The 21693-nt window shown below is 43.6% G+C and carries 21 protein-coding genes and 7 tRNA genes; 4 read left to right on the top strand and 24 right to left on the bottom strand.

The annotated features are described in order from the left end of the window. Positions 1-14: 14 nt before the first annotated feature. Positions 15-287 (bottom strand): hypothetical protein, encoded by a 273-nt coding sequence (locus tag NI467_RS01940; protein WP_151204561.1) that lies wholly within the window; start codon positions 285-287, stop codon positions 15-17. A 412-nt stretch (positions 288-699) separates the two neighbouring features. On the opposite strand from NI467_RS01940, the gene NI467_RS01935 reads away from it, so the two are divergent. Continuing rightward, positions 700-903 carry a hypothetical protein gene (locus NI467_RS01935; protein WP_151204559.1) on the top strand — a complete coding sequence of 68 codons (204 nt, stop codon included), beginning with the start codon at positions 700-702 and terminating at the stop codon, positions 901-903. Between the two features lie 161 nt (positions 904-1064). On the opposite strand, the gene NI467_RS01930 is transcribed toward NI467_RS01935, so the two are convergent. The 9 genes from NI467_RS01930 to NI467_RS01890 form a co-directional block, all read right to left on the bottom strand. Beyond that, positions 1065-1149, bottom strand: a tRNA-Leu gene (locus tag NI467_RS01930). Between the two features lie 37 nt (positions 1150-1186). Then, positions 1187-1260, bottom strand: a tRNA-Trp gene (locus NI467_RS01925). 34 nt (positions 1261-1294) lie between these two features. Then, positions 1295-1379, bottom strand: a tRNA-Leu gene (locus NI467_RS01920). 380 nt (positions 1380-1759) lie between these two features. After that, a tRNA-Leu gene (locus tag NI467_RS01915) sits at positions 1760-1845 on the bottom strand. Between the two features lie 310 nt (positions 1846-2155). Then, positions 2156-2240, bottom strand: a tRNA-Leu gene (locus tag NI467_RS01910). A 37-nt stretch (positions 2241-2277) separates the two neighbouring features. After that, positions 2278-2351 (bottom strand) — tRNA-Trp (locus tag NI467_RS01905). A 34-nt stretch (positions 2352-2385) separates the two neighbouring features. After that, a tRNA-Leu gene (locus tag NI467_RS01900) sits at positions 2386-2470 on the bottom strand. 107 nt (positions 2471-2577) lie between these two features. Next, positions 2578-3390 (bottom strand): protein kinase, encoded by an 813-nt coding sequence (locus NI467_RS01895; RefSeq protein ID WP_253150630.1) that lies wholly within the window; start codon positions 3388-3390, stop codon positions 2578-2580. Further along, positions 3380-4888 (bottom strand): DUF3336 domain-containing protein, encoded by a 1509-nt coding sequence (locus NI467_RS01890; protein ID WP_151206143.1) that lies wholly within the window; start codon positions 4886-4888, stop codon positions 3380-3382. The genes NI467_RS01895 and NI467_RS01890 overlap by 11 nt, the downstream gene beginning before the upstream one ends. Before the next feature lie 188 nt (positions 4889-5076). Between NI467_RS01890 and NI467_RS01885 the strand changes: the two genes are divergently transcribed. Further along, positions 5077-5949 (top strand): ATP-binding protein, encoded by an 873-nt coding sequence (locus NI467_RS01885; RefSeq protein ID WP_253150729.1) that lies wholly within the window; start codon positions 5077-5079, stop codon positions 5947-5949. A gap of 740 nt (positions 5950-6689) precedes the next feature. Here the strand turns inward: NI467_RS01885 and tsaD are convergent. Then, entirely contained in the window at positions 6690-7700 is a 1011-nt protein-coding gene (gene tsaD, locus NI467_RS01880) for a tRNA (adenosine(37)-N6)-threonylcarbamoyltransferase complex transferase subunit TsaD (RefSeq protein WP_253150629.1), read from the bottom strand. 146 nt (positions 7701-7846) lie between these two features. Between tsaD and rpsU the strand changes: the two genes are divergently transcribed. Further along, positions 7847-8062: a 30S ribosomal protein S21 gene (gene rpsU / locus NI467_RS01875; RefSeq protein ID WP_001136722.1), complete on the top strand. Its 216-nt coding sequence runs from the start codon at positions 7847-7849 to the stop codon at positions 8060-8062. A gap of 33 nt (positions 8063-8095) precedes the next feature. Further along, entirely contained in the window at positions 8096-8542 is a 447-nt protein-coding gene (locus NI467_RS01870; protein ID WP_151204201.1) for a GatB/YqeY domain-containing protein, read from the top strand. A gap of 81 nt (positions 8543-8623) precedes the next feature. Here the strand turns inward: NI467_RS01870 and NI467_RS01865 are convergent, their stop codons facing one another. The 13 genes from NI467_RS01865 to NI467_RS01805 all read right to left on the bottom strand — a co-directional run bounded on the left by NI467_RS01865 (position 8624) and on the right by NI467_RS01805 (position 21565). After that, the gene (locus NI467_RS01865) at positions 8624-8983 is read right to left on the bottom strand and encodes a hypothetical protein (RefSeq protein ID WP_253150627.1); all 360 of its coding nucleotides are present in this window, start codon (positions 8981-8983) and stop codon (positions 8624-8626) included. 98 nt (positions 8984-9081) lie between these two features. Beyond that, entirely contained in the window at positions 9082-10524 is a 1443-nt protein-coding gene (locus NI467_RS01860) for a M48 family metalloprotease (RefSeq protein WP_374982189.1), read from the bottom strand. 102 nt (positions 10525-10626) lie between these two features. Further along, on the bottom strand, positions 10627-11592 hold the full coding sequence (locus NI467_RS01855) for a D-glycerate dehydrogenase (protein ID WP_253150624.1): 966 nt from the start codon (positions 11590-11592) through the stop codon (positions 10627-10629). 36 nt (positions 11593-11628) lie between these two features. Next, complete coding sequence (locus NI467_RS01850) at positions 11629-12276, bottom strand: hypothetical protein (protein ID WP_253150622.1); 648 nt, start codon at positions 12274-12276, stop codon at positions 11629-11631. A gap of 192 nt (positions 12277-12468) precedes the next feature. Then, complete coding sequence (locus NI467_RS01845) at positions 12469-14358, bottom strand: M48 family metalloprotease (RefSeq protein WP_253150620.1); 1890 nt, start codon at positions 14356-14358, stop codon at positions 12469-12471. A 99-nt stretch (positions 14359-14457) separates the two neighbouring features. Next, entirely contained in the window at positions 14458-15993 is a 1536-nt protein-coding gene (gene purF / locus NI467_RS01840; protein WP_151204195.1) for an amidophosphoribosyltransferase, read from the bottom strand. 18 nt (positions 15994-16011) lie between these two features. Then, positions 16012-16596: a CvpA family protein gene (locus NI467_RS01835; protein WP_151204194.1), complete on the bottom strand. Its 585-nt coding sequence runs from the start codon at positions 16594-16596 to the stop codon at positions 16012-16014. A 5-nt stretch (positions 16597-16601) separates the two neighbouring features. Further along, entirely contained in the window at positions 16602-17603 is a 1002-nt protein-coding gene (locus tag NI467_RS01830; protein ID WP_253150619.1) for a quinone-dependent dihydroorotate dehydrogenase, read from the bottom strand. 90 nt (positions 17604-17693) lie between these two features. Beyond that, positions 17694-18173 (bottom strand): type II secretion system protein GspM, encoded by a 480-nt coding sequence (gene gspM, locus NI467_RS01825; RefSeq protein WP_253150617.1) that lies wholly within the window; start codon positions 18171-18173, stop codon positions 17694-17696. After that, entirely contained in the window at positions 18173-19315 is a 1143-nt protein-coding gene (gene gspL / locus NI467_RS01820; RefSeq protein ID WP_174659936.1) for a type II secretion system protein GspL, read from the bottom strand. Before gspL ends, gspM begins: the two co-directional genes overlap by 1 nt. Before the next feature lie 31 nt (positions 19316-19346). Continuing rightward, complete coding sequence (gene sixA, locus NI467_RS01815; protein ID WP_253150616.1) at positions 19347-19802, bottom strand: phosphohistidine phosphatase SixA; 456 nt, start codon at positions 19800-19802, stop codon at positions 19347-19349. A 75-nt stretch (positions 19803-19877) separates the two neighbouring features. Continuing rightward, complete coding sequence (locus NI467_RS01810) at positions 19878-20951, bottom strand: NAD(P)H-dependent glycerol-3-phosphate dehydrogenase (protein ID WP_151204189.1); 1074 nt, start codon at positions 20949-20951, stop codon at positions 19878-19880. A gap of 32 nt (positions 20952-20983) precedes the next feature. Continuing rightward, positions 20984-21565, bottom strand: coding sequence for a nitroreductase family protein (locus NI467_RS01805; RefSeq protein WP_253150614.1), 582 nt, complete (start codon positions 21563-21565; stop codon positions 20984-20986). Between the last annotated feature and the right edge of the window lie 128 nt (positions 21566-21693).

Here is a 21693-nt window from a genome sequence, read left to right as displayed (position 1 = left end):
GATTTTAAATCCTTCTAAAGAATCTGGTTGCTTTGTGCATAAGCATCCAGTTCTGCCTGCGTTATTACGCGTAGCGTATTCATTTCATTCACTCTAACCAGCAGCAAACCACCCAGTGCTGGCTGGTAGCGACGTGCACTTCCAAAGGGTGTATAAGCCACCTGGGATTGCACACTAAACTCCAGCCAGTCTTCATGCCCCAGCATGACGGCAACCGGAGTTAGAGCCTGTTGCTGCATCTGTTCAATCTGCTGCTTTACATACTGTTCAATGTTGGGCTGAGTCATAATCTTTCAATTTCAATCTGTTTTTTCATAGTATAAATCAGAGGAACAGAAATACTGCTCAGAAAATCTCCGGCTAAGCATGCTTGAATAAAATAGAATCCAACCGGTTTATCATGAAAAGGCATGCAATAAATCTTTTACTTAACTGTCTCCTTCATAATTCCCTCTTAACCAGTTGAATATTAAAAATAATTTATAATTTTTATAACTTAAAAACATACAACATTTAGTTACAACATCTTAAAATATATAAATATCAAACATTTAAGCTATATTTAATGGCTTTTCTCAAGCTATGAATGTTCATTAAATCTGCATTTTCCTTTAAATTAAAATTATTTAAGGCAATCGCCCTTTAAAACAATTTTTTTCATCCTTATCTATCATTTAACAATGATGAAGGAGTTATCTCATGAAAAAAGTGGTTAAAGCTAAAAACTTGATCGCCTTTCGCCTGTGGTTAGAAAAATTAGGTTATTCAGTTCGCACTCTGGCCGATGACCGTGGCTTCAGTTTCAGTTTTAAAAAAGAATATGGCCTGGTGACCTGTGACCTCTCCGGCAATGCTTTAGCCATGCAGCTCGGTGAAGAATTTGAAGATCACTTAAAAGCCTGATCAGCAGGTTTGATACACTTGAAGATAGGGATGTCGAGTCAAAGAAGTGAATGCAATAAAATTTTAAATCTTTTCAGCCCATTGTTATGGGCTTTTTTATACTTCTAAGATTTAGAAATTTCAGGCGAAAAAAAACAAGGTCATCGCCTTGTCTCTTTTGATGGTGGGGACGGAGAGACTCGAACTCTCACACCTCGCGGCGCTGGAACCTAAATCCAGTGCGTCTACCAATTTCGCCACGTCCCCATCAGGGTACCAACTCAAAGTTGGATTTTATAAACTTTGGCAGAGGATCAAGGATTCGAACCTTGACGAACGGTTTTGGAGACCGTCATGCTACCATTACACCAATCCTCTACTTCCACCCAATATCTAGTGACCTAAATACTGTTGGTGGGGACGGAGAGACTCGAACTCTCACACCTCGCGGCGCTGGAACCTAAATCCAGTGCGTCTACCAATTTCGCCACGTCCCCAATGGCTGTGTATACTATAGGGATCACACACTGTTGACAAGTGTTTTTGCAGTAAAAGGAAATCTAACCTGCTATAAATTAAGCAGTTAACTTTATTTTTTACATTCGATAAAATTTGAGGAATTTAAAAGCCACTCTAAACGTCTGGCCTTTATTCTTGTTTCAACCTTACTGATCTCATTAATATAAAAACGATACCAATGCCCTACTTACTGGTTGCTATGCTTTTTATCCTATTATTTTAATGGTTTCTTAACGCAGTAATTCACGACATTTCTATTCAAAATCTCAGACAAAATTGAGAAGCCAAGGAAATAGAAAGCATCCTGCTAAATTCCAGGCAAAAAAAAACAAGGTATTTACCTTGCTTCTTTTATATATGGTGGGGATAGAGAGACTCGAACTCTCACACCTAGAAGGCGCTGCGACCTGAACACAGTGCGTCTACCAATTCCGCCATATCCCCGTGGCTGTGTATATTATAGAGATCGACTCGTATTGACAAGCACCCATCTAGAAAAATAAGTACTGTTATATCAAAAATTAATCAATTAACCCGGATTTTATTTTACAGCCCTTATTTTTGAACAAATTCAATTCATTTTATGAAAAAAAATAAATACTGAATCGCTAGCCAGTCTCTAATACAGATTTAGAGCTGACGGAGTTTGGATTGGGTAAAATATCATCAGCCCTTTGTTATGGGCTTTTTTATGCTTCTAAGATTTATAAATTTCAGGCGAAAAAAAACAAGGTCATCGCCTTGTCTCTTTTGATGGTGGGGACGGAGAGACTCGAACTCTCACACCTCGCGGCGCTGGAACCTAAATCCAGTGCGTCTACCAATTTCGCCACGTCCCCATCAGGGTACCAACTCAAAGTTGGATTTTATAAACTTTGGCAGAGGATCAAGGATTCGAACCTTGACGAACGGTTTTGGAGACCGTCATGCTACCATTACACCAATCCTCTACTTCCACCCAATATCTAGTGACCTAAATACTGTTGGTGGGGACGGAGAGACTCGAACTCTCACACCTCGCGGCGCTGGAACCTAAATCCAGTGCGTCTACCAATTTCGCCACGTCCCCAATGGCTGTGTATACTATAGAGATCACTTTGCCCTGACAAGAGCTTTTTAAGAAAAATCCACCCATTTGATTAAATAAAAAACAATCTGCAATTTATTGTATTTTTCTCATTCAATTTCAGTCATCAAGCAGTATTTGACCACTTTGAAATCAGCCAGTCTATTCTGCTGCTGCCTGCATAGCATTCCCTCCAACAGTTTTTGAAAGGCTTTTAAACCCGTCGGAAGCTCAAGTTTGAAACGCTGGCAATGTATATATGCCCAATCTTCATAACTGGCCGCTTGCAGACGCTGTCCGGACAGCCATTCATAAAAAATGATTCCCAAAGCATAGACCTCACTTTGCAGAGACTTAGGCTTGCCGTGAAATAACTCAGGTGCCATATAACGCGGTGTTGCATTCATTTCTTTTATTACTGATTCAGACAGGGAATGTACCTGCTCAAAATCGATTAGATAGACCCTGCCCTGATCATGCACAAAATGTTCACGCTTTAAATCGGCATGAAAATAGCCCAATTCCTGTAATTCAATTAAGGGGTCTAAGACGCGCAGCAAATATTGCTGAATTTCCAGAATAGATAGCTTTGCTGGTGTACGGTCAAAATAAGCAGGAAAATCTGGCAGAATCAAAGCCTGCTGAAAAGTGTCATAAGCAATTTGAACAGGTTGCTGAATGATCAAAGCGGACAATAGGCACTGCAAACCTGCATGCTGATAAGCACGGTAAAATTCCAGCTCATGCTGAAAACCCTGTTGAACCTGTTGCCATACAGAACCGGAAGAATCAGCAAGCAGGGTCTTTAACCAGTAAGGTCCCGGTTCATTTAAATAATAGAGACGGCGACCAAAGCCCAGGCTACGGGCTTTGGTTTTTAGCTGCCAGTTTAAAGAAGAGAGCGTGTCTGGATTAAGTTGCAATATATTCGTGCTGTAGATCTGGTGTCTTCTGATAATTTAACAGTTCCAGACAATGCTGAATAGTTTTACCTACCCGCTCCTGCATTTCGATCAGGGAAATTTTAGGCCAAGTCGCCCGTTCGCCCTCACGCTGCAAGACTTTAAACAGATGTGGCCGCGGATTCTGGAGCATATAGGTATAGTGACGTAAGCCATATTTTCCGACGATGTTTACATCGCCATAATAACGCTGATTGACTACCCCATGCCCATGGTCCAGCAGACGGCGGACTGGTGGCACCCGACCGGCATGCTCACGGGCAAAGTCCATCATGCCTTTGGTAATGACCGCACCTTGACGGCGTACAATACGTTGTGGCCAGCTTAAGGTCCCTTTGCGAAAACGTGCTACATCATCCTGCATAAATGGCACGATATGCGGGTTCACCTGACTGGCGATGGTGTAATTGATATTATAAAGCCGCGCCATTTTCTCTTGCGGAAAATCACTGCGCACACTGCCATCGACCCAGCGCGTGGCTCCCATATACGGGGTATATTGACCATCATAGCGTTTACTGGTCAGACGTACGGGTGGAAACAGAATTGGCACTGCACAAGAGGCCAGCACTGCACTCCAGACCAGCACATCTGGTGAGGTATAGGCATTCATAATCCGGGCCTCTTGCGCAGCATCATAAGGAGCAACCGCAATATTAATATGTAGACCGGAAATTTTTAAGGCTTCTGCAAAAGTGACATCTCCCAGATTCTCAATCAGAAACTTTTTCAGGTATTTGACATCGGCCAGTCCACCATTACCTTTGAGCAGTTCATTCAGCTTACGAAAGTGAAAGGCTTCATGAAAAAAGTTATGTCCCTTCAACAGTTCTACATAAGTGGAAGGCTTGGACACGCCCAGCATGGCAGTCATAATAGCGCCGGCACTCGAGCCAGACATGACTTTGGGCAGCAAGTCTTGCTCCATTAAAGCCTTACATACACCAGTATGAAATAACCCCAAAGTTGAACCACCGGAAAACATCAAAGCTGGCTGGCCATAAGCACGCTGACAATGTTCAAAATATTCGATCTTTTCTTCAAATTTCAAGCACTGACATTCATCTGAGGCGATATAGGCCAGACCCAGACTGACTTCTTCTACATATTCTTCAATAATTCTTTTGGTGCCGACATAAGTCTCGGTAAAAAGCAAAGGATGTGCAATATTGGCAACATCATAGCTCAGCCCTTCACACAGGATATGCATCAGATCCCGGGTACGCTTTTGCTGGCGGTAACGTCTTAATTTCCCTAAGCGATGCGCAATCACTTCAGCATCAAAATACGGCGAGCTATTATCAAACTTCCACTCTTGTGCACCTGATTCCTCATCAATCTTTAGCGCAATATGTTTCCACTCCTCATAAGTCTCAGCAAGCTGTAACTGCTGTTTCAGCTTTTTGATCCGATAGGCCTGATGTGGATTAATATCCTGGGTAAAATCTTTGAATAGCATCTGTCATTTTCCCTATATATTTCTCATTCAGCCCGTAGTCTTAAATATGGAAAACGCCCTTTTCCTCCTTCTAGACTAAAGGAGCAAAACTCTCTGCTTTAAGTAAATTATCACACTTTTCAGACTTTGACTGTGAATTTTACAGTGATAGTATGCTAGACATAATTTTAAATCTGCATTATTTCATCATGGCGAAAATCGACTTACCTGACAATATTTTAAATGCGCTTTCTACTGTACTTTTGCAGCTTCAACACAGCTTGCCTGAGCTGAAGCAGACACCGGATTTTTCTGCGCATGCTTATAAATGGCAAAACGGGGAACTAAAGCCGATTCATCAGCTTAAACAGATTGCGCTGGAAGATTTAAAAGGAATCGAGAAACAAAAAGAAAAAGTGATTCAGAACACTTTACAGTTTTTAAAAGACCTGCCTGCCAATGATGTGCTGCTGACCGGCTCGCGTGGCACAGGCAAGTCGTCAATTGTCCGTGCCTTGTTGACTGAATACGCAGATCAGGGTTTACGCCTGATTGAAATTGAACGTGATGACCTCTCAGATCTGCCTCAAATTCAGCAACTGATCGCTGGCCGTCCAGAAAAATTTATAGTCTATTGTGATGATCTGGCCTTTAATGCAGAAGATGAAAATTATCGCAGTTTAAAAAGTGTTCTGGATGGCTCATTACAATCTGGTTCCAACAATTTTGTGATTTATGCGACCAGTAACCGTCGCCATTTATTGCCAGAATTTATGCATGAAAATACGCCGGTCACCAAAGTCGATGTACCGCAATATACAGAGTTACATCCTCAGGAAGCGATCGAAGAAAAAATTTCCTTATCTGATCGTTTCGGATTATGGCTGTCTTTTTACCCGATGGATCAAAACCTCTATCTAGAAATTGTGGAACATTATCTCAAAAAATCCAGTATGGAACTGACTGCAGAGGCACGTGCCGAAGCATTACGCTGGTGCCAGGCACGTGGGCAACGTTCAGGTCGTGCTGCTTATCAGTTTTCCAAACACTGGGTGGGTTCACAGCAGTTAAACCAACTTTGAGCAATCTTCTATTTTATATAAAGAGCCAAAACAGAAGATAATCATTCAACCCCAGCCCAACCTTAAAAGATTGGGCTTTTTGATACCTGATCATATTTTCTTTTAAAGATAATTAAGAAACCCATAAGGAGATGAGAGTCACTCGGAATAACAGGCTTATAAATAATTTATTTGAGATATACACCAGAAGCTGGAGATTACTAAAAATTTATAGGGTGTAATAAAAGATTAAAAAACGGCTGGTCTCTATACATACAATTTTGTTTATATCTAAATATAACTGTGAAAACAATAAATTATATTATTTATCTTCAGCAAAATAAAAGGATGGCTCTGACATAAAACCTTGTCCTTACATGGCCCAATCTAACACTTTTATTGCTCTGGCCCGCGCTGCAATACAACAAAAAATCAGTAAAATGACACGGGAAAATCTGATGAAATAATCAAGGAAAGCTTCATAGCTACAGTGAAAGCCGTATCATCCAACTGACCGCACGAATTCTGCCATTATTAGTGAGCGCTTACATTTTGAATTTAATCTAAATGGCTTGCAGTTTAGGGTTATTGCTGCTTCATTTATATTGGTTTATGCAATTGCCGGCCTGCCTTTTGCACGCCTCCCTGACACAGGCTCAGTTAAATAAAATTATTGGTTGGGGTTTAAGAGTGTGGAGTGCTGTCATTACAAAATAAACCAACAAAAAAATGCCAATCTGAACGATTGGCATTTTCACATTTTAAACTTCGTTTGGATTACTCAATTCCGTCATCGGCCAGCGTGGTGTGGTAGTAACCGCCAGACCATCTTGCTGCCCGGCTTTTAAACGCTGGTAACCTGCAAACGCAATCATTGCACCATTATCGGTACACAGTGCAGGTTCGGCATAGTATACAGAGGCCTTGGTTAAATCCACTTCCAGTCGCTCACGCAAACGCTTGTTGGCACTTACTCCACCGGCAATCACCAGACGTTTTAAGCCAGTCTGTTTCAATGCCTTGACAGATTTTTTCACCAAAGTATCCACAATGGCTTCCTGGAAACTGGCTGCAATATCGGCATCACGATTTTCATCACCTAATTTCTTCATTTGCACAGAAACTGCAGTTTTCAAACCACTGAATGAAAACTCTAAGCCTTGATGCAGCATTGGACGTGGAAAAGGAAATGCATTCGGATCGCCCTGCTCCGCCAGTTTAGAAATGTTCGGACCACCTGGATAGGGCAAGCCCATCATTTTCGCGACTTTATCAAAAGCTTCACCAGCCGCATCATCAATCGACTCGCCAAGGAGCTCATATTGACCAATGCCATAAGCGGCCATCAACTGCGAGTGGCCGCCTGACACTAAAAGAGCCACGAACGGAAATTCCGGTGGCGTTGCCGAAAGTAATGGTGCCAGCATATGACCTTCCATATGATGTACACCAATCGCTGGCTTATTCAATGCAAAGGCTAAGGTACGACCAAACAATGCACCCGTCATTAACGCACCCATCAGGCCCGGTCCACGGGTATATGCCACTGCATCAATTTCAGATTTTTTCACGCCACTTTGTTCAAGCAGCTGATTCATGAGCGGAATTAACTTACGCACATGATCACGCGAAGCCAGTTCGGGAACTACACCACCATACTCTGCATGCAGTTTAATCTGACTGTACAGCACCTGTCCGCGCAACCCCAGCTCGCTATCATACAGTGCCAGTCCTGTTTCATCACACGACGTTTCCAAGCCCAAAACGATCATTAAACTGCCTATAACCTGTATCAAATCTATTGCAGCAACTATTATAGACTTGTGGTATGAGATGTAAATGAGTAAAATACTGACCTTCACTTGTGATCAAGGGCAATTCGGCCCTGATCTTATCCATAACTTAATGAGGATTCTTCATGCCACAAGTTAAATTGAAAGAAGGCGAACCAGTAGACGTAGCTATCCGTCGCTTCAAACGTTCATGTGAAAAAGCGGGTGTTTTAGCTGACGTACGTAAGCGTGAATTCTACGAGAAACCAACTCAAGAACGTAAGCGCAAAAAAGCTGCTGCTGTTAAACGCTACCAAAAGAAATTGGCGCGTGAATCAGTACGTACAACTCGCCTTTACTAAGATTAATTTGTGATTGACCGCTTGGAATAAATAATGACTATTTTAAAAAACCAGATTACTGACATTTTGAAAGCCACCATGCGTGCTAAAGAAATGGACAAGTTAACGGTCATTCGTAGTCTCCAAGCCGCAATTAAGCAAATCGAAGTCGATGAGCGTAAAGAACTTGACGACGCTCAAGTTCTTGCGGTCATTGAAAAACAAATTAAACAACGTAAAGAATCGATCAAAGCCTTTACAGGTGCTGGTCGAGAAGATTTAGCTAGTAAGGAACAAGCCGAAGTTGAGGTTCTCTCTCAATTTCTACCAGAAGCTATGACTGAGGAAGAACTTGATTCCGTGATTGCGCAAACGATTGCAGCGCAACAAGCTACTAGCATGAAAGATATGGGTAAGGTGATGAATTCTCTGCGTCCGCTCATAGCCGGGCGCGCCGATCCTGCACAGGTTTCAGCCAAAATCAAAGCCAAGCTTGCTTAATCCCCTATTCAATTCAGCTCTAAATCCGTGCTGAACTGCCTCACTTTTTAGACAGTTCTCGTCATATTCTTATTTTCTGTTTTATTGCAAATTACAATTCACATGATGACGTTTTAACAACTGCATCTCTTTAGAAGATTTGACCTGCAATATCACCTCTTGTTTGCCTACATTTTGAAACTGACGATCCAGATAGGCCCGGTTCTGATCTGCTGCCTGATATAAACGGTCAACATAACGCTGCACAATAGCGCAAAACTGCTGCTGCTGCGACGCCGTAAAACCCTGCTGCTGTGGATTTAACGCTTTTAAAAACTGACGTGATTCTTTTTGATAATCGGTATTAATCTGCTCAACCGCTTCTACATACTCGACTGCACTTGCAGCAAAACCATTCACCCCAAACCCCAATAGCAATACCGCTAATAATATTTTTTTCATACAATGATTTAAATAAACAATTCTCTTTGGCCCGATTGTAGCGTGATTTACCCGGATTGGGATACATCTTCCCCCACAAAACCGGTATAAAACTATTTTTAGATTTTATCTTGTCGTTCCCGCTGCATCTGCTTTAAACGCTGATTAATGGTAGCCGATAAAGACTGATTACTTTTACTGACCCGCTGTGCATGTAATAAAGATTTAATCGCTGTTTCCTCATGACCTGACCAGTATTCCACTTCAGCCCGATAGCGCAGAACAGTCGCGGCTTTAATCTCGGAGGCGGGCTGAGCATTTGCAGCCATTTGCATAAGACGCCAACCACTGACATCTCGCGGATTTGCATTTAAAAAGCGCTGTACAATAGTTCTAGCATGATCAGGCTGTTTGGCACGAATCAGCGCCTCAGCATGCTTATAATTCAATGCCCGGTTTTCCGGCATAATGCGTGCTGCTGAACTCACACTTTTTAAAGCCTCATTAACATGATTTTGACCCAGATATATATCCGTCTGACTTAATATCCATAAAGGATGCTTCTGGTGCTTCTGACTCACCTGATCAAGCACAGCCTGTGCAGCCTGAAAGTCTCCCTGTTGCAGATGATACGTCGCCAAGGCCAATTGACCAGCAAAACTATTGCGCCCTGCCAGCAAACTTAACTGCTTTTCACTGGCCTGACGGGACACTACCCGGCTATACCATTTGATAATTTCAAAATCCTGATCATTCAGCTTTGGTTTGACTGCCGGAAGCTGACCAGCACGCAGTCGCGCTTCGCTCATCCTTTCGGTCGTCAAAGGGTGAGTAAGCCAGAAATCCGGTAAAAAACTTAAACGGCTGGTAGATCGATGCATGACCTCGAAAAAATCTGCCATGCTATGCGGATTATAACCCGATGCGTACATGTACTGCATACCGATGCGATCCGCTTCACGTTCCTGATTACGGCTATAAGTGAGCTGCTGATCAAGTAAAGCTGCCTGAGAGCCCATCATGACCGCAGCACCTGCATCACCATCTGCCTGCGAAGCCACCAAGGCTCCCACTAGAATTCCTGCCAAAGCCAATAAGCCTTGCCCCTTAAAGGCCTCCTGGGAACGGCTATAATGGCGCTGGGAAACGTGAGCAATTTCATGCGCCATCACCCCAGCCACTTCATCCATATTACGCGCAGAATTAATCAGACCTGCATTTAAAGCAAACAAGCCACCGGGCACGGCAAAGGCATTAATTTGTGGATCATTAATAACTAGCAGGCCAATCGGCTGGGATAACTGGGTTTGACTGAGAATATGGGAAAACACTGAGAGGAGCTGATCTTCAAGCCAGGGATCCTGCATCACTGGCATCTGCCTATGTACTTCGCGATAGACTTTTTCACCGATCATTTTTTCTTTTTGCTGATCCAGCAAGCCTATACCAGCCCCAATATCGGGCACAGTAAATGATGCTGTGGGTCGATCAAAATAAGTGCTGTCGGTATGTCCTGCAGACATACATATACTTAAACTACAAGCCAGTAGCAAACGTTTCAATGAAAATTCTCTGAGCCTAATGTTTCCAACTCCCAAGAATATAGCATTGAAGCTTGAGCATAGATGCAAGAAAATGTTATTTAATATTAACTTCGTATAAATCTAAAACTGCGGATTAACCACATAGCGTGGCACTTTCCCCTCCAGTGCATCCACCAGATTCTGATAGGCCAGTTCTGCCATTTTCTTCCGTGTCGCTGCTGTCGCCGAACCCACATGAGGCAAAGTGACTACATTCTCCAGCTTAAACAGCTCTGACTCTTTTAAAGGTTCTTTCTGATAAACATCTAGCCCTGCTGCAAATATCTGCCTGGCTTTTAGGGCATCAATCAAGGTCTGCTCATCAATTACTGAACCACGGGCAATATTTACCAGCACAGCATGAGGCTGCATTTGGGCCAGTTCTGCTGCGGCTATCAGGGATTTTGATTCTGCATTTAAATCTACCGCAATCACCACAAAATCCGAACGCTGTAAAAGCTGACTTAAAGTACAATATTCTGCACGAAGGCTTTGGGCCAACTCCGGTTTTTCGTGGCGGTTATGGTAAAGAATATTCATATTAAAACCATAAAAACCACGGCGTGCGATTGCAGCACCAATATGACCAAGGCCAATAATCCCAAGCGTTTTTCCAAAAACATCTACACCAAATTGTGCTTCGCCTACAGTACGCTGCCATTGTCCCTGTTTGGTCCATTGGTCCAGATAAGGAACTTTTCGGGCAGCGGACATCAATAAGCAAAAAGCCAGGTCAGCCGTAGTTTCAGTCAATACATGTGGCGTATGAGCAAGATAAATCTGCTTTTCATTTAAATAATCCAGCTCATAGTTGTCATAACCCACACTGACACTGGAAATAATTTTTAATCGGTTTGCAGTGGCCAGATTATGACGATTCAACCACCGTCCTGCACCGATCATGCCCTCTGCATCCTGTACATGCGTCAAGAGCTGTTCATTGACATCACCCAACTTTGGCTGTAAACAGACCACCTGATAACGCTGTTCGAGTTTTTCCTGAATGTCTGGATCAATCTGACTGAATACTACAACTTTCTGTTTCATACTTCTTATTCCAATTCCTTTTGGTCTTAACGGATATTAATCCACACTATCCGGTTTATTTTGCATAAATTGCCATAAACGTTTTTTCAGAATGGGCTGTTCCAGCATCTCCTGCAAGGAAGCAAGCTGAATCATTTTTACGGGATGGACATAGGGAACAGAGCCCAGAAAAATTATATTTTTCTCCATACTCATCATATCCAGAAAGCCCTGAATATAAGACTCTACCCCACGGCCGTCCTGCATATTCGCCCATGGAAATGGCCAGTTTAACTCATAAAATTCACCTTGCATGGCGCGCTGGATATTACTCCACAAATGCTGGGTCTCTTCTGTCATCTCTGTGGCATTCATCACAATGACACAATGCGGCAAATTAAGGGCCTGTAAACTGAATGGCGGAATATGCTGTATTTGCCGCTCTTCCTGAACTGGAGCAGCGGTTACTGGAGCTTCAACAACTTCCTTTACTTCATCAAGCTCAACGATGCGAACTGGTACAGGTACAATTTCTTGTGGCAGCGGCTCATGACGCGCAGTTTGCGGTAAAATAATCTCGCTATGAAGCTCAGGAGTTGCCTGATCTCGCCAGATGGAAACCTGATGCTGCTGGCATGCCTCATCCCTAGGAATCCATATATCAATTCCCAATGCTGCCAGTATGCCACGCTGATGCCTTATCATTTTTTCATCATCACCCATTTCAGGTCAAACATTTTAGCCGGATTCGCCTTACTCTGCCGAACTTTTTCTAGTTTTAGGGTTCTATCTTGCCTGTTTTCCACACTGTTATGTCTATAACCTCAGACCTGAAATTTGAATGCCTATCTTAGCATGAAGATGGGTCCACTTCGTCTCAGCGACCTAAAGAGAAACCTAGACAATCATCAGGCTATTTTTTTTCAGCATTTGCTCAATGATCTCATCCGTTTCAAACCCTAGACGCCAGTATAGCAATTCCATCACATCCAGCTCATCCTGAGTCACAATCCGGTCGCTCCACAAACAGGCTTCCGCAATCCCCAATATGCTTAAACGGTCACGCAACAATAACCCGGCAATATCATTCAAAATTTCAGCCAGATCAATTGGTTCATCAGAAATTTCAGCATACATCTCCTGCTCTTTTAAGGTCAAAATACGGTTTAAAATCCGCTCCCGGACTTCGAGCTGGTTCCCGCTGTTAATCTGCTGGACATGCAGTAAAGCATCAATCAGGCGCACAATCTGGGACTTAACTTCTTCCAGTGAAGTGGGTGTATGTACAGGCAACAAATTCAATTCATGCTTGACTCGCTCCAGCAGTAAAGCATCCAGCAAGCCAATTTCTCCATCTTCCTGAATAATCCGTGCCAGCTTCATCAGAAACTGCCGGGCAACAGTCATCGGCATGCCACCAATATTTTTGCAAGCCTGTAAAAAGATGGGAGTATGAACACGACCATCCAGATTCAACAATGAGTCCACAATCGCACGGCTGACCTCTGCTTCAGTCGGTATAAATTCACGATATTGCCGGATCATTAAAATAGCAACCATGACTTCACGAGAACCCGTCGAAGTCTGCAAAGCCCGTTCAATCAGATCCGGACGTGGCATATTGGTGCGAAATTCCGGATTCAGCGGCTTGATCGCATCTTTAATCGCAAAGCTAATGGGTGACAGGCGCAGCAAGGGTAACGGCTGTGGTGAGCTCCAGGTGGTTGTGCTTTGAGGCACCACATCCTCTAAAGAGCGGAACAAGCTAAATAAGGGCTGATTTTTCAACTTTTTCAGATTTTCAAGTTGCAGTTCCTGAATCAGCCCAGGATTTAACTCATAAATACGCTGATTAATATCCGGATGAATATTCAACCAGTTCTGCTGGCTCAGGGAGTTGGCAAAACACATATGGGAAATTGATTCAGCATATTCACTATAAATTTGCGAACCGGAATGATGCACATAAATCCTTAATAAGGTCTGAATGTTGGCGTCATTTTGAATCAGGCGTCTGGTTTTCTGGTCATTCTTGAAAGTTCGCCCGCTTAGCGATATATATTTGATAAAACGAGAAATGAGTACCCCTAAACTGCCAACCAGCCAGATGACTGCACCCAGCGCCACATATAGCGTTTCAAACCGGTTTTCACGCGGAATACCATGACGGTAAAATCCGGACTTGGCCAACTTACTGCCCCACTGGCTAAAAGTCACCAGACTGCTATACAGGATTTTTAATCGGGTATTTTCAGCAGCCTCACCAGACAGAATTTTATTAAACTCATGGCTTAGCAGACCATACAATTCCATTTCATCTAGCGTCTGTAGAGCGCCCCAAGTCAGAATAATTGCGGTATCTGCCGGGCCGAAACCTGCTGTCAGGGCATTGACTCCGACTTCATCGGGTAGTACATAAACCGCTGGAGCCTCAATCAAAAAAGTTTCCGCAAGCTGTTCGGTAATCCGTAATGCCGCGCTTTCTTCAGGAATACTTTCTATCTGGCTCAGCCGGCGTGCGCCCATTTGCTTGGCAAGCGAATAGCCACCGGCACGGAGTACATAAAATTCATGTGATACCGAAACTGCCATTAAAAACAGGACAAACGCAATCAGATAAGGACTGAAGCTATGCCAAACTAAAGACTGGGTGGGATCAATATAGAAGGCAAATAAGCCGGCAATTATATTTATAATAAATATTGTTAATAATACTGCAATCAGGCAAAAGCTCGCTGGCAGCCACATATTTTTATTCTTTATAAACGTATAGCTTACGCTTCTCAATGTACCACCCTAAGTCACATGATCTGCAATGCGCTCATCATAAAACAAAAAAGCGGGAAGTTCCCGCTTTTTCATTATGATTTTTATCGCTTTAATCGCTTAGGATTCACGTACACCCGTCAGGTCGACTGAAGCGGCATCGATATTAACATCGATATAGTTCTCACCTTTTTTGGCACTTTCCTTACGTTTTTTCTGTAAGTTATCGAGATATTCTCTATCAATTCCACCTGTGACATAGATACCGTCAAATACCGAGCAATCAAACTCACGTAATTTCGGCACCTTGGTCGTACGTACTGCTTCTTTCAGGTCTTCCAGATCCTGAAACACCAGACGGTCTGCACCAATAATCTCACGGATTTCTTCTACACTACGTTCAGAAGCAATCAGTTCTGATTTTGCCGGCATATCAATACCATAAACGTTTGGATATTTCACCATAGGTGCAGCTGAAGCAAAGAAAACTTTTTTTGCCCCTGCATCACGCGCCATCTGGATAATTTCATTACAGGTGGTACCGCGTACAATCGAATCATCAACCAGTAAAACATTTTTACCCTGAAATTCCAGCTCAACCGGGTTAAGTTTCTGGCGGACCGATTTTTTACGCTGTTGCTGACCTGGCATAATGAAAGTACGACCGATATAGCGGTTTTTCATAAAGCCTTCACGGAATTTCACGCCCAGCGTATTCGCCAGCTCTAGCGCTGAAGTCCGTGATGTATCCGGAATCGGGATGACCACATCAATATCATGCTCCTCACTCCATTCACGCAGGATTTTATGAGCCAGTTTCTCACCCATTTTCAGACGGGCTTTATACACTGAAATACCATCAATGATTGCATCCGGGCGGGCAAAGTACACATATTCAAAGATACATGGACGATATGCCGGCTTACTCGCACATTGCTGGGTAAAGAAATTACCCTGGAGGTCAATAAATATTGCTTCCCCCGGCTCAATATCACGTTCAACCTTAAAGCCCAGCGCTGTAATCGCAACCGACTCAGAAGCAATGATATATTCCATGCCTTCTTCAGTCTGACGTGAACCATAGATCAATGGACGGATACCGTTCGGATCACGGAACCCTACCAGACCTTGGCCAGTAATCATGGCAACTACCCCATAAGCACCTTTACAACGCTCATGAACACGCGTTACCGCATGAAACACATCTTCTGAAGTCGGCATCAGTTTGCCGCGTTTTTGCAGTTCATGTGCAAAAACGTTAAGTAAAACTTCCGAGTCTGAATCGGTATTCATATGACGCAAATCTGTTTTAAACAGATCTTCATGAATTTCAGCCGAATTGGTCAGGTTACCGTTATGTGCCAAGGTAATTCCGTACGGTGAGTTCACATAAAATGGCTGCGCTTCAGCACTGCTTGAAGAACCCGCAGTGGGATAACGCACATGACCAATGCCGTAGTTTCCTCTTAAGGCACGCATATGACGGGTATGAAATACGTCACGCACCATACCATTATCTTTGCGCAGGAACAGGCGTCCTTCATCGCATGTCACGATCCCAGCAGCATCTTGTCCACGATGTTGTAACATCGTTAATGCATCAAACAACATTTGGTTAACGGGCGTTTTACCAGCTATACCAACTACTCCACACATAGCAACCTCGCAGACAAGCTAGGGATTAATAAAAGGATTATTCGTAGATGCATCTGAAATTCCGTCTTTAGAAGATTCAGATGAAGAATCTGAAAGTCTCGGTGTACCTTCAGATTTGATGTGCTTTAAGGCACCGTTTGCAGCGTCTTTCGACAGCTCGGTTGCCCAAGGTGCATACGGAATTAAAGCCTGAATGAGCTTGGACTGTTTCCAGTGCGGGGAACTTTCTACCCATGGACCAATTCCCTGAAGTGTGATCAGGACAATCAGCAACCCTTTCAGGCTTCCAAAAACACCGCCTGCAAGACGATTGAGCGGGCCAAGTTTAAGTGTTTTTAAAATACGGTTCAGAAGAAAGGTGACGATCCAGGTCAAAACAACAATAATTAGTACAATAAAAGCAAAGGCCGCAATCTTCTGTACCACCGGATCAGTACTGAGAGCCACCATGGAAGGCGCAAGTAGTGTTGAATATTTCGCCGCAACAATTAAGGCGAAAATCCATCCCACCAAGTTCGCAAAGGCTTTGATAAATCCTTGACGCAAACCGTTTAACCCTCCAATAAGCAGGATAATCAGTATAAAGATGTCAATGGCATTCATAAGTTTTAAAGTGCGTCTACACAGTCTTTGACAAGTTTTGGTCCAGTATAGATAAGACCACTATAAACCTGTACCAAGCTGGCTCCTGCCTGTTTTTTGGCAACAGCATCTGCACCTGAAAGAATACCACCCACACCAATTAATGGAATTTGTCCTTTCAAAATCCCTGCAAACGCAGCGAGGCATGCCGTACTTTTCTCAAAGACCGGTGCACCCGATAAACCACCTGCTTCTTCCGCATACGCCAGACCTTCAACGCCTTCACGCGACAATGTGGTATTGGTCACGATCAGACCATCAATTTTATATTGCAATAACTGCTTGGCAATAAAGGCAATATCTTCTGATTCCAGATCCGGAGCTACTTTCAATACTAACGGCACATAGTGCTGATGTTCCTGCGCCAATTCCAGTTGACGATTTTTCAGCGTTTCTAACAATTCAGTCAACGCATCGCCGCTTTGCAAGCTACGCAGGTTCTTGGTATTTGGAGAAGAGATATTTACAGTAATGTAGGAAGCATAATTATAGACTTTTTCTAAACAAATGAGATAGTCATCTACAGCTTTTTCTACCAGTGTATCGGCATTTTTACCGATATTAATACCCAAAACACCTTTAAATTTTGCCGCTTTGACATTTTCAACTAACTTGTCTACCCCATCGTTATTAAAACCCATCCGGTTAATAATTGCCTTGGCTTGTGGCAGACGGAATAAACGCGGGTGTGGATTACCGGCTTGCGGTCGTGGGGTAATCGTCCCAATTTCAATAAAACCAAAACCTTGGCTAGCCAGAGCATCAATATAGGCACCATTTTTATCCAGACCGGCAGCAAGACCGACCGGATTCGGAAATTCAATTCCCATACAGCTGACAGGTTTTGCAGCTACACGTTGATGCACCAAGCCCATTTTATGGGTTGATTGTAATAATGATAGTGTTAGCTCATGTGCACGCTCTGGTGCTAAAGAAAACAACAAAGGGCGGGCTAGAGAGTACAACATATCTAGAAAAGTCTGCTACTTTTTAAGTCGCCATATTATAGGCATAGGCAGCCCAAAAAACCATGCTTTGTAAATCTTTATTTTCAGCTGCTATTGCACAGTCGCTGCTAATTTAATCTGCTCTGCTTCCTTATTTAGCTCCATTTTTTCGATACTTAGCCCCATTTGGGTCAACTGGGTCAGGAAGTTTGCCAGCACTGCATAATTTTCATGCAGAACGACCAACTGAATTTTTCCATCTATGTGCTGGGAAGCAACAGACAAACCTTGCTGCTGAGCAACACGCTGGACTTTCTCCGCAGCATCCAGCTGTAAGTCTCCAGCGGGTTTCATGGTCACGGCATTACTCTGCATCCACACAATTGTATCTTTAAGCTGATTTAAACGCTTTTGCTGGGTATCCGCAGCTTGATGCATATACCAGAGTGCAGAGCCAATTGCTGCAACCAGCACAAATATAAGGGTGAAAATGACCAGCACCCGCTCACGCACGGACAAGCTGTCCAAATAATCACTGAATCTTTCAAACTGCTGGTCAAGCCGGTTTTGTAATTGTTGCATCGTTTTCATTATTGTATTTTCACCAGTCCTACCGCACCTGTAGCTGTTGCCTGTATGTTGCCTAACTCCACCTTGAATCCCTGTTGATTCAACTGCTGGGAAAGCCCATTCAAGCTTTCCGAGGTTGCAGCTTGTAACTCCAGACTCAGTCCCGACGCATCATAATGAACGCGCTGCGCCACCATCTGATTCTGCATCAACACTGGCCCCACGCGGCTCATTAACTGTAAAGCATGCATATTGGCAGTCTGGCTCTGACGCAACTGCGCCTCAAACTGGCTTTCAATATTTTGCTCGGTCACCGGATAATTCTGCCCAAACCAGTATTTAAACTGGTCTATGGCCTGCATGGCCGTCTGATTGGCAACTTTTTTATATTGATACCAACGCACTGCATCATAACTAAACTGAACCAGCAGAATCCCCACGAAAACCGCAGCACAAGCCTTCCAGTAGCCTGAAATTACACCTTCAGATTTTGCCTTAGGCAGAATGTTAAACGGGTGCTGCTTGGGTTTTTTAATAACTGGTAATGTGTACTGAAAAGATTCAATTTGCTCCCGCGTCGTCACCGCTTCCAAGCTATTTAACTGCTCAACATCCAGACCACTGACCTGGTATTGTAAATCTTTGGGTTGAAAATCCAGATATAAGCTTAGGTCATCCAGTGACTGGCCTATATACTCATCTTCTCGAACCAGCAATTGTCCGCCAATTTGTGTAATCACCCGCTGATTGGCATGCGCAGGCACAGGCACAATCAGAAAATCTGGCAACAATGCGGTAACTTTTACCGGAATCAAGTTTAGGGCATGCTGCAAGGTTTCTACCGTAGAGTTTGCAATTCCCATAAGCCTGATCTGGTCAGGCTGCTGAAAATGATGCAAAACCTTCATGGCATCGACCGGCAGCACCACATATTCTTCCAACAAATATTTAATGCCTTCATTGCCCATTTTCTTATATTGGCTGCGTGACAAAGTCTGCTGCAAGATTTGCACATGACGGCTTGGAAAAAAAACCACCGCCTCTTTGGCCTGATAAGCTTGTATGTCCTGAATCAGCTGCTCTAGTGTCGCTGCCTGGTTCCAGAACTCCCCCACTGACCATTGCCAAATTCCATTGGCTTCTGGCATCCATAAATACAACATCGATTGTGTTCTACCGTTTTTTTAACTGGTTTTATATTGTTGGGCTAAAGCTTTTTATCTGGGTTGATAAACCCGCTGCAATCACCGCCTGATCATAAATACGCGCTTCAGCCAGCGCATAAGGCTGAAAAGAATCTCCCACCAGAATTGAAGCAATATGTGCCACGACATTCATATGACAGACCACTGCAATCGACTCATAAGGCAGTTGCGATAACCATTCCACAGCTACTTTTGCATCATCATCTGGCTTGATGGCATTACAGATCACCACAGGCACATCTTTAAAGTAATGCTGTAAATGTGCCAAAGTTTCCTGTGCACGCACCAAAGGACTGACCACAAAGACTTCAGGCTTGATCCTATCTTTTAAAAACTGCGCCGTCTGTTCTGCCTGCTGATGCCCACGCTCCGTTAACGGACGTTTGCTGTCATGACCATTGACCGGAGGAGCGGCCTCGCCATGTCGTACTAAAGTCAGTTGCATCTTTCATTCCTTCATTTCTTGTATTTGTATGATAACGATCAGATATGACAGACATTATACAATTAGGGTAATAAATTAGACCTGATGATGGGGCAAAACAAATTCAACATCACTGCGATGCCCATTTTTCATCAGCGACAACGCAATCGACAAGGGTGGCGCCCCCTGGAAAATCACCTCATATAATGCAGTGGTAATCGGCATATAAACTTCCAGCTCTTCAGAACGCATCTTAACCTGCACAATGGTATTAATCCCTTCTGCAGTTTGGCCCAGTTCGGTGGTGGCCTGTTCCAGAGTTTTACCCTTACCTAAGGCATAACCCACCTGATAGTTACGGCTCAGCGGACTGTTACAGGTCGCAAACAGATCACCCACACCAGAAAGCCCCAAAAAGGTGAGCGGATTGGCACCGAGCTTTACTGCAAAGCGGCTCATTTCAGCCAATGCACGGGTCAGAATCATACTTTTGGTATTCTCACCCACGTTATAGGCAGCGGCCATTCCCATGGCAACCGCATAAATATTTTTCAAGGCTCCGCCCAGCTCCACGCCATGCACATCATCACTGGCAAAAACACGGAACAAGGCACTATGCAAGGCCTGCTGCACTGCATAACGCACCAGCTCAGATTCACTGGCGATCACTGTACCTGCCGGCTGCCCCGCCATAATCTCCTTGGCCAGATTAGGACCGGAAAGTACACCACAAGGCACTTCTGGTAAAACTTCACGAATAATATCACTCATAAAGCTAAATGTTTTCGCCTCAATTCCCTTGGTCAGGGAAATGACTGCCTGAGAACTAATAAAAGGCTTAATCTGCTGCAGGACATCACGGAAAGAATGACTTGGAATCGCAACCAGAATAATATCGCGATCACGCACAGCCAGCTCCAAGTCAGATACAGCATGCAAATTGGACTCTAACTGAAAATCCGCCAGATAGCGCTTATTAATATGTGTCGCATTAATATCAGCTGCGACTTCCGGATCACGAATCCAGATCATGGTATTGCAACCATTACGCACTGCGGTATTGGCCATAGCAGTTCCAAAACTACCACCACCCAGGACCGTAACTCTTAAAGCAGTATTCTGATTTACTGCTACCGGTTCAACCAAATCGGAAAAATTCAACTCTGACATCTTGTTTTTAATATCCTGTTTTGCAGTGCAGTTTAATTATTTGGATGCCAGTAACTGACATAATTACTGGTCTGAATGTCTGCGCGTGATGCAATGGTTTTGGCCGCCGTACCAATATAAATAATGCCAGAAATCAGGTCATCTTTGGAGATTCCTAAAGCCTGCTTAAACAAAGTCGATTCCACCACTACTCCACTGCGCCACATGGTCGAAAAACCCTGTGCTTGCAAAGACAACAGGAAATTTTGAATTGCGGCCCCAGAACTCAGGATTTGTTCAAAATGCGGAACTTTGGGATGATCCTGCAAACGTGTCAATGCCAGCACCAGCAATGGCGCACGAAAAGGATGGTTTTTAACTCGCTCAATCTGTGCCGTTTCAGTTTCACCCAGATCAATCAACGCCTGAGACAATAAAAGTCCAAAAGCTTCACGCTGCTCATCAGGCACCACCACAAAGCTGGTAGGCTTTAACCGGTGATGGTCCGGTGCAGTTAAGGCAGCCTGAAAAGCATACTCTAACTGTTCTGCAGTGGGTGCAGGCGCTACTAGACTTCCAATAGACTGTCGCTGGTGAATATTTTGATGAACGATGTCGACCACTGATTCCGTCATTGCTTTCTAAATCTGTCACTTAAAAACTACTTTTAAGGTTAGCATATTCATAGCTGAATACTCTAGAAACTTCACAAGTATTGCCAGCATACACCAGATGCTGACAGCCATTATTTCCTGTTTTAAAG

Source organism: Acinetobacter sp. S4397-1 (assembly GCF_024129285.1).
In the GTDB taxonomy this organism is placed as follows: Bacteria; Pseudomonadota; Gammaproteobacteria; order Pseudomonadales; family Moraxellaceae; genus Acinetobacter; species Acinetobacter lwoffii_C.
Note: the sequence above shows the minus strand (reverse complement) of the source record. Positions and strands in the feature narration are given on the sequence as shown.